This is a genomic window from Plantactinospora sp. CA-294935 (assembly GCF_050936445.1).
Classification (GTDB): Bacteria; Actinomycetota; Actinomycetes; order Mycobacteriales; family Micromonosporaceae; genus Plantactinospora.
This window is the reverse complement of the sequence record NZ_JBNJMU010000001.1, coordinates 3,381,311-3,395,318: the sequence shown is the minus strand read 5'-3', so window position 1 is coordinate 3,395,318 and position 14,008 is coordinate 3,381,311. Positions and strand designations below refer to the sequence as shown.

13 protein-coding genes are annotated in these 14,008 nt (G+C 71.3%); 3 read left to right on the top strand and 10 right to left on the bottom strand.

What is annotated here, in order from left to right:
* Positions 1–29: 29 nt before the first annotated feature.
* Together ACQEVC_RS15190 and ACQEVC_RS15185 are read right to left on the bottom strand one after the other, a co-directional pair.
* Positions 30–2,063 (bottom strand): acetoacetate--CoA ligase, encoded by a 2,034-nt coding sequence (locus tag ACQEVC_RS15190; protein ID WP_432891413.1) that lies wholly within the window; start codon positions 2,061–2,063, stop codon positions 30–32.
* A gap of 225 nt (positions 2,064–2,288) precedes the next feature.
* The gene (locus ACQEVC_RS15185; protein ID WP_432877534.1) at positions 2,289–2,828 is read right to left on the bottom strand and encodes an acyl-CoA thioesterase; all 540 of its coding nucleotides are present in this window, start codon (positions 2,826–2,828) and stop codon (positions 2,289–2,291) included.
* Between the two features lie 157 nt (positions 2,829–2,985).
* Between ACQEVC_RS15185 and ACQEVC_RS15180 the strand changes: the two genes are divergently transcribed.
* On the top strand, positions 2,986–3,648 hold the full coding sequence (locus tag ACQEVC_RS15180; protein WP_432877531.1) for a hypothetical protein: 663 nt from the start codon (positions 2,986–2,988) through the stop codon (positions 3,646–3,648).
* 108 nt (positions 3,649–3,756) lie between these two features.
* Positions 3,757–4,767 carry a hypothetical protein gene (locus ACQEVC_RS15175; protein ID WP_432877529.1) on the top strand — a complete coding sequence of 337 codons (1,011 nt, stop codon included), beginning with the start codon at positions 3,757–3,759 and terminating at the stop codon, positions 4,765–4,767.
* Between the two features lie 55 nt (positions 4,768–4,822).
* Here the strand turns inward: ACQEVC_RS15175 and ACQEVC_RS15170 are convergent, their stop codons facing one another.
* The 7 genes from ACQEVC_RS15170 to ACQEVC_RS15140 form a co-directional block, all read right to left on the bottom strand.
* Complete coding sequence (locus ACQEVC_RS15170; protein WP_432877526.1) at positions 4,823–5,383, bottom strand: Uma2 family endonuclease; 561 nt, start codon at positions 5,381–5,383, stop codon at positions 4,823–4,825.
* A gap of 78 nt (positions 5,384–5,461) precedes the next feature.
* Positions 5,462–6,625, bottom strand: a complete 1,164-nt coding sequence (locus tag ACQEVC_RS15165; RefSeq protein WP_432877524.1) for an acyl-CoA dehydrogenase family protein — start codon at positions 6,623–6,625, stop codon at positions 5,462–5,464.
* Positions 6,626–6,758: 133 nt separating this feature from the next.
* A complete protein-coding gene (locus ACQEVC_RS15160) occupies positions 6,759–7,736 on the bottom strand; it encodes a hypothetical protein (RefSeq protein ID WP_432877522.1) in 978 nt (325 codons plus the stop codon).
* Between the two features lie 299 nt (positions 7,737–8,035).
* Positions 8,036–8,518 (bottom strand): NUDIX domain-containing protein, encoded by a 483-nt coding sequence (locus ACQEVC_RS15155; protein ID WP_432877520.1) that lies wholly within the window; start codon positions 8,516–8,518, stop codon positions 8,036–8,038.
* Positions 8,519–8,635: 117 nt separating this feature from the next.
* A complete protein-coding gene (locus tag ACQEVC_RS15150) occupies positions 8,636–8,995 on the bottom strand; it encodes a VOC family protein (RefSeq protein WP_432877517.1) in 360 nt (119 codons plus the stop codon).
* Positions 8,996–9,024: 29 nt separating this feature from the next.
* Positions 9,025–9,216 (bottom strand): DUF397 domain-containing protein, encoded by a 192-nt coding sequence (locus ACQEVC_RS15145; RefSeq protein ID WP_432877515.1) that lies wholly within the window; start codon positions 9,214–9,216, stop codon positions 9,025–9,027.
* Positions 9,206–9,988, bottom strand: coding sequence for a helix-turn-helix domain-containing protein (locus tag ACQEVC_RS15140; RefSeq protein WP_432877512.1), 783 nt, complete (start codon positions 9,986–9,988; stop codon positions 9,206–9,208). The genes ACQEVC_RS15145 and ACQEVC_RS15140 overlap by 11 nt, the downstream gene beginning before the upstream one ends.
* Positions 9,989–10,419: 431 nt before the next feature.
* Between ACQEVC_RS15140 and ACQEVC_RS15135 the strand changes: the two genes are divergently transcribed.
* Positions 10,420–10,737: a hypothetical protein gene (locus tag ACQEVC_RS15135; RefSeq protein ID WP_432877509.1), complete on the top strand. Its 318-nt coding sequence runs from the start codon at positions 10,420–10,422 to the stop codon at positions 10,735–10,737.
* 69 nt (positions 10,738–10,806) lie between these two features.
* Here ACQEVC_RS15135 and ACQEVC_RS15130 read toward each other — a convergent pair whose 3' ends face one another.
* Positions 10,807–13,608 carry a M14 family zinc carboxypeptidase gene (locus ACQEVC_RS15130; RefSeq protein ID WP_432877507.1) on the bottom strand — a complete coding sequence of 934 codons (2,802 nt, stop codon included), beginning with the start codon at positions 13,606–13,608 and terminating at the stop codon, positions 10,807–10,809.
* Between the last annotated feature and the right edge of the window lie 400 nt (positions 13,609–14,008).

Here is a 14,008-nt window from a genome sequence, read left to right as displayed (position 1 = left end):
TCGGCAACGCTCCGCCGCTCGGCGGTCCACTACCGCTCAGCGACGCTCCGCCGCTCGGCGGTCCGCTGCTCGGCGGTCCGCTGCTGGGCGAAACGCTCGAAGGCGAGCAGCGACTCCGGGTTGGCCAGCGCGCCGGTGGCGGCGGCCGAGTCCACCGGCGCGCCGGTGAGGATCTTCTTCACCGGCACCTCCAGCTTCTTCGCCGACAGCGTCCTCGGCACCGCCCCCACCTGGTGGATCTCGTCCGGCACGTGCCGGGGCGACAGCCCGGTACGCAGTTCCCGGTTGATCCGCGCGGTCAGCTCCGGCCCCAGCTCCAGCCCCGGCGCGAGTACGACGAAGAGCAGCAGTTCGCCCGCGCCGCCCTCGTCGTCCTCCAGGTGCACCACCAGCGAGTCGGTCACCTCCGGCAGCCCCTCCACCACCGAGTAGAACTCGGCGGTACCGAGGCGTACCCCGCCCCGGTTGAGGGTGGCGTCGGAGCGGCCGGTGATCACACAACTTCCCCGCTCGGAGACGGTGATCCAGTCCCCGTGCCGCCACACCCCCGGATAGACGTCGAAGTACGCCTCCCGGTAGCGGCGGCCGTCCGGGTCGTTCCAGAACCCGACCGGCATGCTCGGCATCGGCGCCGTGATCACCAACTCGCCGAGCTGGTCGATCACCGGGTCGCCGTCGGCCGAGCGCGCCTCCACCCGGGCACCCAGGCAGCGGCAGGTGATCTCACCGGCGACGACCGGCAGCAACGGCACGCCACCGACGAAACCGGTACAGACGTCGGTGCCGCCGGAGATCGAGTCGAGCCGCAGGTCGGCGCCGACGGAGTCGTACACCCAGCGGAAGCCCTCGGCCGGCAGCGGCGCACCGGTCGAACCGACCCCGCGCACGGCGGAGAGGTCGACCAGCTCGGCCGGGTGCAGCCCGGCCTTGCGGCAGGCCAGCAGGAACGGCGCCGAGGTGCCGAAGTAGGTGGTGCCGGTGGCGGCGGCCAGCCGCCACAGCGTGCCCAGGTCCGGCTCGGCCGGGCGGCCCGACTCGGCCCGGACCGCCGGGTTGCCGTCGAAGAGCACGATCGCGGCGCCCACCGCCGGGCCGGAGACGAGGAAGTTCCACATCATCCAGCCGGTGGTGGTGAACCAGAAGAACCGGTCCCCCGGGCCGAGGTCGTGGTGCAGCGCCAGCATCTTCAGGTGTTCGAGCAGGATGCCGCCGTGCCCGTGCACGATCGGCTTGGGCAGCCCGGTGGTGCCCGACGAATAGAGCACGTAGAGCGGGTGGTCGAAGGGCACCGCCGTGAAGTCCAGCGGCTCGTCGGTCCCGGCCGCCAGCTCCGCCCAGCCCAGGGCGCCGTCCGGCGGCGCGGCGTCCGGCTCCAGATAGGGCAGCACCACCGTGTGTACGACCGACGTCAGCTCGGCCCGGATCGTCGCCAGCTCGGCCCGGCGGTCGACCGGCCTGTCGCCGTACCGATAGCCGTCGACGGCCACCAGCACGGTCGGGGCGATCTGCCGCCAGCGGTCGAGCACGCTGCGGGTGCCGAACTCGGGGGCGCAGGAGGAGAAGACCGCGCCGAGGCTGGCGGTGGCGAGCATCAGCACGAAGGTCTCGGGGATGTTCGGGACGTACGCCGCCACCCGGTCACCGGGGCCGACGCCCAGCCGGACCAGTCCGGCCCGGACCCGGCGTACCTGCTCGCGCAGCTCGGCGGCGGTCAGGGTGACCGGGGCGCGGGTCTGACTGTGCGCGATCACCACCGGCTCGTCGTCGGCCATCCCGGGCATCCGGAGTACGTGCTCGGCGTAGTTGAGGGTGGCGCCGGGGAACCAGCGGGTGCCGGGCATGGCGGTGTCGACCAGGGTCGCGGTCGGCTCGGTGTGGGCCTGGACCTCGAAGTAGTCCCAGATCGAACGCCAGAAGCCGTCGAGGTCGGTGACCGACCAGCGCCACAGCGCGGCGTAGTCGTCGAAGTCGAGGCTCCGGTGCCGGCTCAGCCAGCGCAGGTAGTCGCCGATCCGGGACCGGTCGTCACCGGCCGGTGGCGGCGTCCAGAGCACCTCGCCCACCATGGTCCTGCTCCTCCCTACGGCCCGCACGCCGCTGTGCCGGGCCCGGTCGCCATACTGCCGTACCCCGGCCCGCAATTCTCCGCCCGGAAGCCGTGCCGGTACGCGTGCCCGGCCCACACTGACCGGCCCCGGATCATGTGGGCCGGCCCCGGCCGCACCGGCACCGCCGGCCGACGCCCGCCGGCCCCCGGTCGTGTGGTCCGGAGGTCGGTGCCGGGTGGCTCAGCCGGCGACGGAGGAGTCGGCGGCGCCCCGGTGCGCCTGGATCGCCTTGCGCTTGGCCAGCCGGTGCGCCCGGCGGATCTCCGCCTCGCGGAACCGGCGCTCGTCCTCCGGCGTCTCCGGCAGCACCGGACGGACCGGCCGGGGGTTGCCGGCCACGTCCACCCCGACGAAGACCAGATACGCGGTGGCCACCACGATCGGGGCGTCCTCGGCGCTGTCCCAGCGCTCGGCGACCACCCGGACCCCGACCTCCATCGAGGTCTGCCCGGTCCAGTTGACCTGTGCGTGTGCGTGCACCAGGTCACCGACCCGGACCGGCTCGGCGAAGACGATCTCGTCGATCGCGGCGGTCACCGCCGTACCGCCGGAGTGCCTTGCCGCCGACGCCCCGGCCACGTCGTCGACGAACTTCATCAGCACGCCGCCGTGCACGGTGCCGTAGAGGTTGACGTCGACCGCCGTCATGATCCGGCTCAGCGTGACCCGCGAATACGAGGTCGGCTTGCCGGCCGGCGGTGGCGAGAGCTGCTCGGTCATGCCGGCAACGGTACGGCGACCCGCCGCGCCGCCGCCCCCGCCGGTGGCGTTGGTTACCCGGGTCACCCCGGTCACCTCTCCGTGACAGTCGGCAAGATCGATGCTGGACGCGCCAGTGCAGGCTGCCGGGCGGCGTCCGAGACGGTACGGTGCGCGGATGCGACATCTCTGGAGCTTCCTCGCCGGAGTGGTGGCGGCGCCACTGACCTGGGCCTTGATCGCGCTCGGGCAGGACGGGTCCGCCCGCACCGTCACCCGCTGGGTGGAAGTCGGTACCTTCAACACGGCCAACCTGATCCAGGGGGCCGTCTACCTCGGAGTCGCGGGCATCCTGCTCGGCCTGCTCGGCACGCTGCGGCTCTCCCCGGCCGGTCCACTCGCCGCCGGCCTGCTGCTGGTCGCCCCGTACGTCGGGCTGTTCGTCGACCCCTTCACCGTGCGCGACGCGGTGCCGGCGAACTGGAAGGTGTTCGGTGACCCGCTGCCGTTGGTGAACGTGCTGGACAACGGCACGACGTTCCTGCTCGGCGTGCTGCTGCTGATGGCCACCTTCAGCATCCAGCGCTGGCGTCGCTGGCCCGGCCCGGTAGCCCCCGCCCCCGCGCCGACGTCGTCCGATGTGGAGGAGCCGACCCCGACCGACTGGTCCCTGCTGAACAACCCGCCGGAAAGCGACATCAAGCCGCCGACCCTGGGCTACCCGGAGCCGGACACCGAACCGCTGCCGCCGCTACCGCGCCGCGAGGCCGGGTCGCCGTGGTCGGCGCCGCCCCGGACCGCGACGAAGCGCGACGACGCGGCCGACAGTACGACAAGCTGACTGTGCCGGGGCGGGTCGTTCGGTCGGCCCGCCCCGGACCGACACGCCGTGGCCGGCATTGCCCTATCCGGGTACGGTGCCCTGAGACACCCGGTTGGGGAGGTTGCAGTGCGACACCTTGGATCGCTGGTATTCGGGCTGGTCAGTGTGCCGATCATCTGGGTGTTGGCCGGGATCGGATTGATAAAGCTCAACGGCGGGATCACCCGGGACGAGACCGGGGACGCGCTCGTCGGGTTCATCGTGATCGCGGTCGTCGCCGGGCTGCTCGCCGCGCTGCTGCTGCCCCGGTGGTCCCCGGTCGGTACTGCGGTCGCCGGCCTGCTCTTCCTGGTGATGGCGGTGTGGTCCATGATCGATCTCGGCTCGATGGGCGACCTGCTGCCGCGCTCCTTCCTCGGCGTCGACTTCGCGCTCACCGCGCCGTCCGGGGCCTTCGCCACCCTGCTCGCCGTGCTGCTCTTCGCCACCGTGCTCGTACCCCAGCGCTGGCGCTCGCCGCGTCCGGCCGGAGCCGGCTTCCCCGGCGCCGCCGGCCAGCCCGGCTTTCCGTCCTACCCGCCCCCGGGGCAGGTGCCGCCCGGCGGGCAGTTCCCGCCCGGCACCCAGACGCCGCCCGGCGGACCGCTTCCGGCGGGTCAGTTCCCGCCGCCCGGTGGACCGGGCATCCCCGGCCTCCCCGGCACTCCGCACCCGCCGAACTACGGCCCCTCGGTCGCCCCGAGCTACCCGCAGTCCGCGCCGCCGAACTTCGGCCCGGCCGTCCCGCCGAACTACGGACCCGGCGCGCCGCAGCACCAGACGCCCTCGGCGCCGCCGTACAACGCCCCGACCGGTGCACCGCACTACGGCCCGCCGAGCGTGCCGGGCAACCTGGGACGGCCACCCGGGCCGCAGGCGCCGGGGTCACCGATCTCCGGCCCGCCGGTGCCGAGCGCGCCGCCGCAGCCGCCCACCTTCAGCCCGCTCACGCCGCCGGCCCCGGCACCCCGGTCCGGTCAGCCGAGCGGCGACGAGACCACCCAGTTCGGTGGGCGCTCGGACGAGACCACCCAGTTCACCGGAGGCCCGGACGACGACGGCATGGACGGGGTGACCCGCCGCCTCGGCGACCGCTGAGGCTCCGTTGATCCGCTGAGAGTCGACGGAGCCGCTGACCGGGCCGGTCGACGAATCAGTCGCCAATCTGGTGGTCGGCCGGGTTGGTCTGCAACAGCCAGGCCAGCGGCATCTTCGCCGCCACCTCGTACGTCCGGTCCGGGCCGAGGACGTGCAGCGTGACCGTCTGCGCCGCGTCCCGCTCGACCATCCAGTACCGCGGGATCCCGGCGTGCGCGTACTCGCTGCGCTTGACGACCTCGTCCATCGCCGCCGAGCCGGGTGACACAATCTCGATCACCAGAACCAGGTCGGCGAGCGGGAGCCAGACACTCCGTGACTGGGCACGCGCCCAGACCGTGAGGTCGGGAATCCGGCCGCCGTCGCTGTCGGGGCCCGGGATCCGGATGCCGGCGGCCTGTAGTACCTGCTCGGCCGGCCAACCCGCCATGGCGAGCCAGACGAGGAGGCGGCTGGCGATCGCGGCATGCTCGGAATCGGGCGGCGGCATGATCGACAGGGCTCCCTCAGGGCTCAGCTCATACCGATGGCCGTGCTGGTCGGCAGCGATCATGGCCGCCAGGTCGTCGAGCGTGACGACGGCGGGCAGGGCCCTGCCGAACGCCTCCGCACTCATGCGGCCATCCTATCCGCAGGCCATCCCCACCGGTCAGCGTTGCGCTGCCGTGGCGTGACAGTGCCCGCACCCGGGAGGTCAGTCCTTGAGGAGCTGCCGGGCCATCACGATCCGCTGGACCTGGTTGGTGCCCTCGTAGATCTGAGTGATCTTGGCATCCCGCATCATCCGCTCGACCGGGTAGTCCCGGGTGTAGCCGTACCCGCCGAGGAGCTGCACCGCGTCGGTGGTGATCTCCATCGCGGCGTCCGAGGCGAAGCACTTCGCGGCGGCGCCGAAGTAGGTCAGGTCGGCGTCGCCGCGCTCCGACTTCCCGGCCGCCGCGTACGTCAACTGCCGGGCCGCCTCCAGCTTCATCCCCATGTCGGCGAGCATGAACTGGATGCCCTGGAACTCGGCGACCGCCTTGCCGAACTGCCGCCGCTGGAGCACGTACGCCTTGGCGTAGTCCAGCGCGCCCTGGGCGATCCCGAGCGCCTGGGCGGCGATGGTGACCCGGGTGTGGTCCAGGGTCCGCATGGCGGTGCCGAAGCCGGTGCCCGGTTCGCCGATCATGCGGTCCGCCGGGATCCGCACGTTGTCGAGGTAGACCTCGCGGGTCGGCGAGCCCTTGATGCCGAGCTTCTTCTCCGGGGCCCCGAAGCTGATCCCCGGATCCGACTTCTCCACCACGAAGGCGGAGATGCCGCGGGAGCGGGCCGCCGGGTCGGTCACCGCGAAGACGGTGTAGTACTCCGAGACCCCGGCGTTGGTGATCCACCGCTTGACGCCGTTGAGCACGTAGTGGTCGCCGTCCCGGACCGCCCGGGTGAGCATCGAGGCGGCGTCGCTGCCCGCCTCCGGCTCGGAGAGGCAGTACGAGAACATCGCCTCGCCCCGGGCCACCGGCGGCAGGTAGCGCCGCTTCAGCTCATCGGAGGCGGCCAGCAGCAGCGGCATGGTGCCGAGCTTGTTCACTGCCGGGATCAGCGAGGAGGAGGCACAGGCCCGGGCCACCTCCTCGATCACGATCGCGGTGGCGAGCGCGTCGGCGCCGGCTCCGCCGTACTCCTCGGGGATGTGCGGGGCGTGGAAGTCGGCGGCCCTCAGCGCCTCGTACGACGCCTTGGGGAACTCGCCGGTCTCGTCCGCCTCGGCGGCGTTCGGCGCGACCTTGGCGTCGCAGACCTCCCGGACGGCCTCCCGGATCGCCTGGTGCTCCTCCGGCAGCAGGTATGCGTCGAACGACGGCTCACTGGTCACCGCGGCCCTCCCCGGCACTCGTCCCCCGGCGGCACCGCGCCCCGGATATCCGAACCATACCCGCCAGTAACCACGTCCCGACAGCCCTCCCCGACCTGCTGACCGGGGCGGGCTGCCGGACGAGGGACGGTGGTCACCGCAGCGTGGCGAACCAGGTGGCGACCTGCGGGACGGAGCGCACCAGCGAGGTGATGTGGTCGACGTCGCCGACGTCGGTCAGCATCACGTCGGCACCGGCACCACGCAGCTCCCGCTGGCACCGCTCGCTGTTGGCGTAGACGGCCTCCGGGTCGCCGTGCGCGGCGTACATCCGGACCGGCACCGCCGGACGCCAGCCGAGGCACGCGTCGTCGTTGATCCGCGCCGCTGCGGCCAGCCGGCCGGTCGGTTGGAGCAGCAGTTCCGCGTACTCGGGTCGCAGCAGCTCCGGCGGCTTGGCCGGCAGTCCTGCCATGGACTCCTCGATGGTGTGCTCGCCGTCGAAGAGGGTCGCGACGTGTCCCGCGTACGGCTCCTGGAACACCTCCGACTCCTCGGAGTAGAGGTGGTAGATCCGGTTCCACGCCACCGTCAGGTACGCCAGGTAGTAGGTCGCCGCCTTCGGGTCCACGTCCCCGCCGATCGCGGCCGGCCACTCGACGTCGAAGAGGTGGTACGCGCCGCTGATCGGCGCCAGCGCGCCGAGGGAGAAGTTGCGGTCAGCACCCCGTTGCAGCGCCCTGGCCAGCAGCACGTCGACCGCGCGGTAGACCACCTGGTACGCGTCCACGCCGTGCCGCGCCTCCGGCACATACACCCCGAGGGGTTCGAGGAACTCCTCGACCTGCTCCGGCGTCAGGCTCAGGACCGGAGTGTCCGACACCGACACCACCGTGCCGCGGTGGCCGGCGGAACCGGTCGACGCGGCGGTCGTGGTCGAGGCCGCGCTCGCGGTCGAGGCCGCGCTCGCGGTCGAGGCCGCGCTCGCGGTCGAGGCCGCGCTCGCGGTCGAGGCCGCGCTCGCGGTCGACACGGCGAGCACCGCCAGTGCGGTGAGCGCGGCGACGCCGGTCAGCTTGATGAGGCTGCTCTCCATGCCCATCAGCGTCGGCCCGGCGGCGCCGTCAGACACGCCGGGCACCTGCCCGATCTCCGGTAGGGCTGGGCACAAATTTCATGGTCGGGCTAACCCGAGGAGGACCGGTCGCCGACGACACGAGTTGGCCGGATACGGCCCTGGTTGGGGACGAACTGGTGACAGTTCCCTGGCGCGGAGGCCGTAGCGCTGGGTGCACAGACGGGGGACGCGACACTACCTCACACGGAGACTGTCGAGCTGGGCGCACAGACGGGGCAGCCGGAACAGTGGGGCAGAACCAGTGGGTGCACAAGCGGGGCAGCTCGACAGTCTGCCGGGCAGGTGGTGTCGGGTCAGGGGGTCGGGCGGCCGTCCTCCAGGTATTCGGTCCGTCCGGTCGAGAGCGCATGCTGGGCGGCGCGCACCCGGCGGGCCAACAGTGGAGACATCCGGGCATCCGTCTCGGCCGGTGTGCACCAGGCCCAGCCGCGCAACTCGGCGGCCGGCAGCCGGATCCCGGCCTGCTGGTCGGGCCCGAGCGGGCCGCCGTCGAAGACGAACATGACCCCTTCGGTACGCCCCGAGCCCGGCGGAACCCAGTCGACCACCAACAGCCGCCCCGGCGACACGACAAGTCCCAACTCCTCGGCCACCTCCCGCCGAGCGGCGGCGTACGGCGACTCGTCCGCCTCGACGCAGCCGCCCGGGATCTCCCAGTGCTCCTTGTAGGTCGGCTCGACCAGCAGCACCCGACCGGCCGGATCAGTGAAGAGCAGCCCCGCGCCCATCCGCTTGCGAGGCAGGGTCGCGGTGTAGTCGTCGGGCGGTCCGGTCATCAACGAGGTCAGGCTGCCCCGACCGCCCCACCCATCCACCTCGCCGGGCGGCCCTCGTGATCAGGGAGCGTCCGGCCGGTCATGGCGAGCCGAACGCTACGGGATCACGGGTGACGCTCACGATGGCTCCCAGTAGACCTCGACACGATGGGCGTCTGGGTCTAGGCATTTGAACGCGGTGTACTCCGGGTCGTCGTACCGCTCGACGACCTCGACGGCGTCAGCCTCCAGGCGGCGCAGCAGTGTACGGACGTCGTCTGGTCGGGCCAGCCGAAAGCCGAAGTGCAGGAACGCCGGCAGCGCGTCGACGGCCTCGACGGCGTGCAGGGCGAGGTCGAAGCCGTCAGCGTCGCGGACGATCACCGTGCCGTCCGGGTACCGCCGTGCCGTAGCCGGGTCGAAGCCGAAATAGGCGTGGTAGAAGCGCACGCTGCGCTGCGGGTCGCGTACCGGCAGGCCCAGGTGGTTCATTCGCATGACGCGGATCCTCACAGGGTCGAGCGGGGTCAGCGGGTAGCGACGCCCCGGACGAAGGCACGCCAGGCCGCCGGCTCGAAGGTCAGCACCGGCCCCTGCCGATCCTTGCTGTCCCGCACCCCGACAACCCCCGGCGCCAGAGCAGCGGCGACCTCGACGCAGTTGCCACCGTTGGAGTTCGAACGCGACGACTTCCGCCACCCGGTCGTACTACCGCCCATATCCGTTCACCAGCTTCGAGATCGCGTCACGGGTCAAGTCCCGAGGAAGTGCCACCGAGCGTACTCCGTCCCATACCCGAGTCAGTGCGGCAACCTGCTCGGGATCGGTGATCACCCGACCAGCCAACTGATCCTCCAGGAATGCGACGTCGGAGCCGTCCTCCATGGACGCCAGAGTGAACGGACCGCTCTGCCCGACATAGAGGCCGGCGGTTAACGGCACCAGGTGCAGCGATATCCGCGCTCGTCCTCCCAGGTCGAGGAGATGGCGCAACTGCTCCTGCATGATCTCCGGATCACCACGCAGCAGTGCCACCTCGTCGATCACATAAGTCGTCAATGGCGGGCGTGGACCGTTCAGGATCTCAGCCTGCCGCTCGAACCTGACCGCGAGCAACTCCTCCGCCTTCTCCGCGTCCAACAGCCCGGCTGTCAGCACCGCCCTGGCGTATGCCTCGGTCTGGAGCAGTCCAGGGATATACAACGGTTCGTAGGTCCGCAGTGCCAACGCTTCGCGCTCGTAGTCGCCGAAAGCCCGGAACCAGTCCGGGGCATAGCCCTTGCGGGCGTCGGCCGCCAGTCCCACGACAAGGTTGCCCGTGCCGAAGAGTTCGTCCAGTCGTTGTGCGGTGTCCGGCTTGGGGATGCGGCGATCGGTCTCGAAGGCGGCGATCAACGATCCGGAGACCTTGATCGCACTGGCTGCCTGATCCTGGGTAAGTCCCTTGGCCGACCGGAAGTGCCGCACGATCCGGGCCAGTGAGCTAGTCATGTCGCTTACTCATTTTCACGCGTCCTTACGCCGCTCGACCGAATCCTTACTACTCAGAGTTGCTTCCACTGCATCTTTCCGGCCAGCGGCGACACAGTCCAGGGTGGATTAGACGAAACCGCATCATTCCGGAGGGAGGAATGATCAATGTCCCGCCGACACCGATCAGGAATACGGCATCGCCGCGCATGGTATTTCCTGTGGTATTTCTGCGCCTGCGGACGCCGCTGGCCCGGCCCACGATGCCGGCCCGGCTTCCGGCCCACGGGCACGACGCCACCAGCGCCCGAGGCACTGCACGCCAATCGCATCCGTCCGAGAAATCAGCGGTCGTTCGGCGACGACCGGCACCGATCACACCTGGCCAGCAGCCGTACCGGTCAGCCAGTGCCGGAGCAACCGGCCGGCCGCAGGCGTCGGATCGAGCGGGTATGACCGTTCCGGCGGACGACGGCCAGATCTGGCGGCCACATGCCCGGTTTCGGGCCCACACGCCGGTCCGTCCGGCGTTCCGGTGCCGTACCTGCGGGGTGCCCTGGCCGTGCCAACCGGTCCGGCTCTCGCTGCTCCTCGCGTTCCGCGACAACCGGCTCGGGTTGTTCACCTATCTGGCCGCTCAGCTTCATCGGGCGACGCACGACCTGCCGAACGTGGATTCCGCCGAACTCGCCGTCCGCTTCTTCGGCTGGGTTCCGCGCGCACGAACGGACCAGCCCAACGACAGGCCGGCGCAGGGCCCACCGGAATGAATCCCGGAACGTCGAAGAAAACAGTGGAGGGTGGGAGTCGTCTCCCACCCTCCACTGATACCTCTGTCGCTAGCCGACAACGGACCGCAGCGGGATGCCCGCCGCGCGGATCTCGCGGACCAGGTCACGCAGGAACGGGTGCTCGTCCGACGCCAGACCCCCCGGGTTCGGGATGGTCAGGTACGCCGTGCCGTTGGCGGTGGCGACCTGCGCGTCGCCGGTGTGCCGGGCGACGATCGCCCGGGTCCGGTCCAGGTCGGCGGCGGCGACCCGGAGGGAGATCGGCCGCCACTCGCCGCCCAGGTTCTCCGCTGCCGGCGCCGCCGCTGCGGAGGCCCGGGCCGGCGGTACGGCCGGAGCCGTCGCCCGGGCACCCGGTGACGCCGCGACCGACGGCGCCGACGACGGCGCCAGCAGCGCGTTGGCGACCAGGTGCAGCCCGCTCTCGTTGTACGCCCGGAACAGCGGGTTGAACGCGAACAGCACCGCCCGGCCGGCTCCGGTCGGCTCGTCGACCAGCGCGACCGTGCCCTTGAGCGCGTCCGCGTGCTCGGTGAAGCCGTTGAGCCAGAACCGCCCGTCGGCCGGGTACGTCAACACGTTCTTACCCGTACTGGACGGGCTGAGGATCGAGTCGTTGTTGTTGAACTCGAAGTCCTCGGCCGGCCGGCCGAGCCCGACCGGGCTGCTCCGGTCCACGTCGACCCGCAGGTGCGAGCCGATCACCGTGTAGCCGGTCGGCTTCGGCAGCTCGACCGTCGAGGTGAGCCCGGCGGAGCGGGCCATCCGGGTGCCCTGGTTGCGCAGCCCGAGGTAGGTGCCACCGGCGGCCACCCAGGCCCGCAGGTTGGCCTGGCCGGCGGCGGTGAGCCCACCGGTCGGGTTGCTGCCGTCCGGCACCAGCAGGACGGTCCGGCCGGTGAAGGCGGCGGTGTTGTCGTTGACGTCCGCCGTACCGACCGGGGTGAGGTCGAGCCCCCACTGGTCGCCGAGCACGAACCGGGCCTCGCCGTGCGAGCCGGCGGTGGTGGAGATGCCGGTGCCGCCGAACAGGCCGACGTCCGGCAGGGCCAGCCTGGTGCCGGCCGGTGCGCTCCGGCGAGCGGTCAGGGTCACCCCGAGGGAGCGGGCGAGCTGGTCGCGCCCGCCGGTCAGGCTGGCCGCCGGCAGCGTCACGACGCCGCTGCGCTGGTCGCGGCGCAGTTCGACGCCCGCGCCGAGCAGCTTGAAGGTCAGCTCGGCCGCCGCCGCCGAGTCCAGCGGGTACGCGTACGAGCCGTGCCTCGGCGCGCCCGCGTCCCGCCCGCCGTCGATGCCCCGGACCCGTTCCGCCCTCGGCGAGAGCCGGTCACCGGTGTAGACCGTCGCCACGCCCATCAGCAGCGGATTGCTCCAGGACGAGACGTCGTAGAAGTACGGGAACGGGACGTACGGGTCCTCGCCCATGATCGCCTGGATCCAGTGCTTCTGCGGCTGCTCCATCGGGATCCAGTACGCACCCTCCGGCACGGTGTAGTTCCGGGCCGACCGGCCGCCGAAGATCTTCGCGTTCGGCACCTTCACCGGCTTGGTCAGCCGGTACACCTCGACGTCCATCCGGCGCAGCCGCTCGACGAGCTGGCGCACGTCGCCGAGCTGCCGGTCCGGCAGCAGGAAGTACGACCGGATCGTCACGTCCGGCACCGGGAACCGGACCTCGTTGGTCGGCTGGACGACCTCGTTGGGCTGGAGCTTGCCGGCCCGCCCCTCGGCCAGGGCGTCGGACCAGATCCGGTAGTAGTCCGAGAGGATCTCGCGCCGGTTCTCCGAGGCCCAGCCGACGGTCGCCCACTGGGTGTTGAACTGCTGCTGCACCCGGTCCTGTACCGCCGACTCGCGGCCCTTCTCGTAGGTCATCCCGGCGGCGCCGAAGCCGGTGGCCGGCACCGTGTCGCCGTACCCCATGAAGAACATGTCGTAGGTGTCGTAGTTGAAGTAGCACTCGCTGGTGACCGTGTCGGTGCAAGCGCCGTTGTAGCCGAAGGCGGCGGAGTTGGCCGCGCCGATCCGGTTGATCCAGTCGACCGCCTCGTCGGAGATCTCGTGGTGGATCGGGTCCGCGTTCGGCGGGAAGAAGTACCCTTCGCCGCCCATCTCGTGCGCGTCGACGAAGACCTGCGGCGGGTAGCGGCGCAGCATCTCCAGCTTGGCGTCGGTCTCCGGCTGGGTACGCGAGAACCAGTCCCGGTTCAGGTCGAAGCCGTACTCGTTCTGCCGGCGGCCGGCGTCCCGGCCGTCCGGGTTCTGCGTCGGCACGATGATCGTGACGAGGTTGTCGTTGCGCTCGCGTACCTCGCAGGAGAGGCCGGCGGCCAGCTCGTAGAGGGTCTTCAGCGCGGCGTCGCCGCCGGAGAACTCGCCGCCGTGCACGTTGCCGGTCACCCAGACGATCGCCGGGCCCTTCGCGGCGATCTCCGCCGCCTTCCGGTCCGACAGCTTGCGCGGGTCACGCAGGTCGCGGATGTCCTCGGCGATCCGCTCCAGCTCGCCCCGGCGCAGGTGGTCGGGGTCGGAGACGATCGCGTACGGCATCGACTGGCCGAGCACGCTGTTGCCCAGGTTGCCGGTGACCACCCGGTCCGAGGTGGCGTCGACGGCACCGAGGTACGAGCGGATCTCGTCGTCGGTGACCACCCGCTGCTGGCCGAGGCCGAGCGGGAAGCCGAGGTGCTGCTCCGGGCTCGGCACCCCGGCCAGCCGGGCGGACGGGTCCTGGCTGCACCCCGCCGAGGTCGGCGGCTTGCCGGGATGGGCGGCGGCCGGGGTGCCGGGCAGCAGCGGCAGTGGGGCGAGCAGCAGGGTGACCGCGGCCCCGCCGAGTCGCCGGGACATCGATCTGGGAGGCTTCGGAGAGGTCGTCGGGGGGAACTTCGAAACCGTCATCTGACGTTCAGATTCCCTTCTCGGGGATGGGGGTGAGGTATCGGGAGATCGCCTTGAAGGTGGATCGGAGCCTATGAGCAGCCATTTCCGACGGTCAAGATCTTCTAGGAACGGCGTTCGCCCACCCGCTACGAAACACGCCTACCAGCAAAAATCAGGGGAATAGGCCCGAGAAGGGGCGGCCCGGACGGCCGGGGGGCGGTGCACCGGACCGGCAGGCACGCTGTGAAGATGCCGACCGAAGGTGCACCGGGAAGCGCGGTCCGCGTAGGCTCAGCGCTTGTCGTCCCGGCGCGGATGGCCGACTCGCCGGCCGCGCACCATCGACATCAGGTGAACAAGGCCCACA

Bases quoted from the DNA above. Each gene is read 5' to 3' on its own strand.
- ACQEVC_RS15185 (WP_432877534.1), bottom strand. From the start codon at position 2,828: ATGACCGAGCAGCTCTCGCCACCGCCGGCCGGCAAGCCGACCTCGTAT.
- ACQEVC_RS15180 (WP_432877531.1), top strand. From the start codon at position 2,986: ATGCGACATCTCTGGAGCTTCCTCGCCGGAGTGGTGGCGGCGCCACTG.
- ACQEVC_RS15170 (WP_432877526.1), bottom strand. From the start codon at position 5,383: ATGAGTGCGGAGGCGTTCGGCAGGGCCCTGCCCGCCGTCGTCACGCTC.
- ACQEVC_RS15155 (WP_432877520.1), bottom strand. From the start codon at position 8,518: ATGACCGGACCGCCCGACGACTACACCGCGACCCTGCCTCGCAAGCGG.
- ACQEVC_RS15150 (WP_432877517.1), bottom strand. From the start codon at position 8,995: ATGCGAATGAACCACCTGGGCCTGCCGGTACGCGACCCGCAGCGCAGC.
- ACQEVC_RS15145 (WP_432877515.1), bottom strand. From the start codon at position 9,216: ATGGGCGGTAGTACGACCGGGTGGCGGAAGTCGTCGCGTTCGAACTCC.
- ACQEVC_RS15140 (WP_432877512.1), bottom strand. From the start codon at position 9,988: ATGACTAGCTCACTGGCCCGGATCGTGCGGCACTTCCGGTCGGCCAAG.
- ACQEVC_RS15135 (WP_432877509.1), top strand. From the start codon at position 10,420: ATGACCGTTCCGGCGGACGACGGCCAGATCTGGCGGCCACATGCCCGG.
- ACQEVC_RS15130 (WP_432877507.1), bottom strand. From the start codon at position 13,608: ATGTCCCGGCGACTCGGCGGGGCCGCGGTCACCCTGCTGCTCGCCCCA.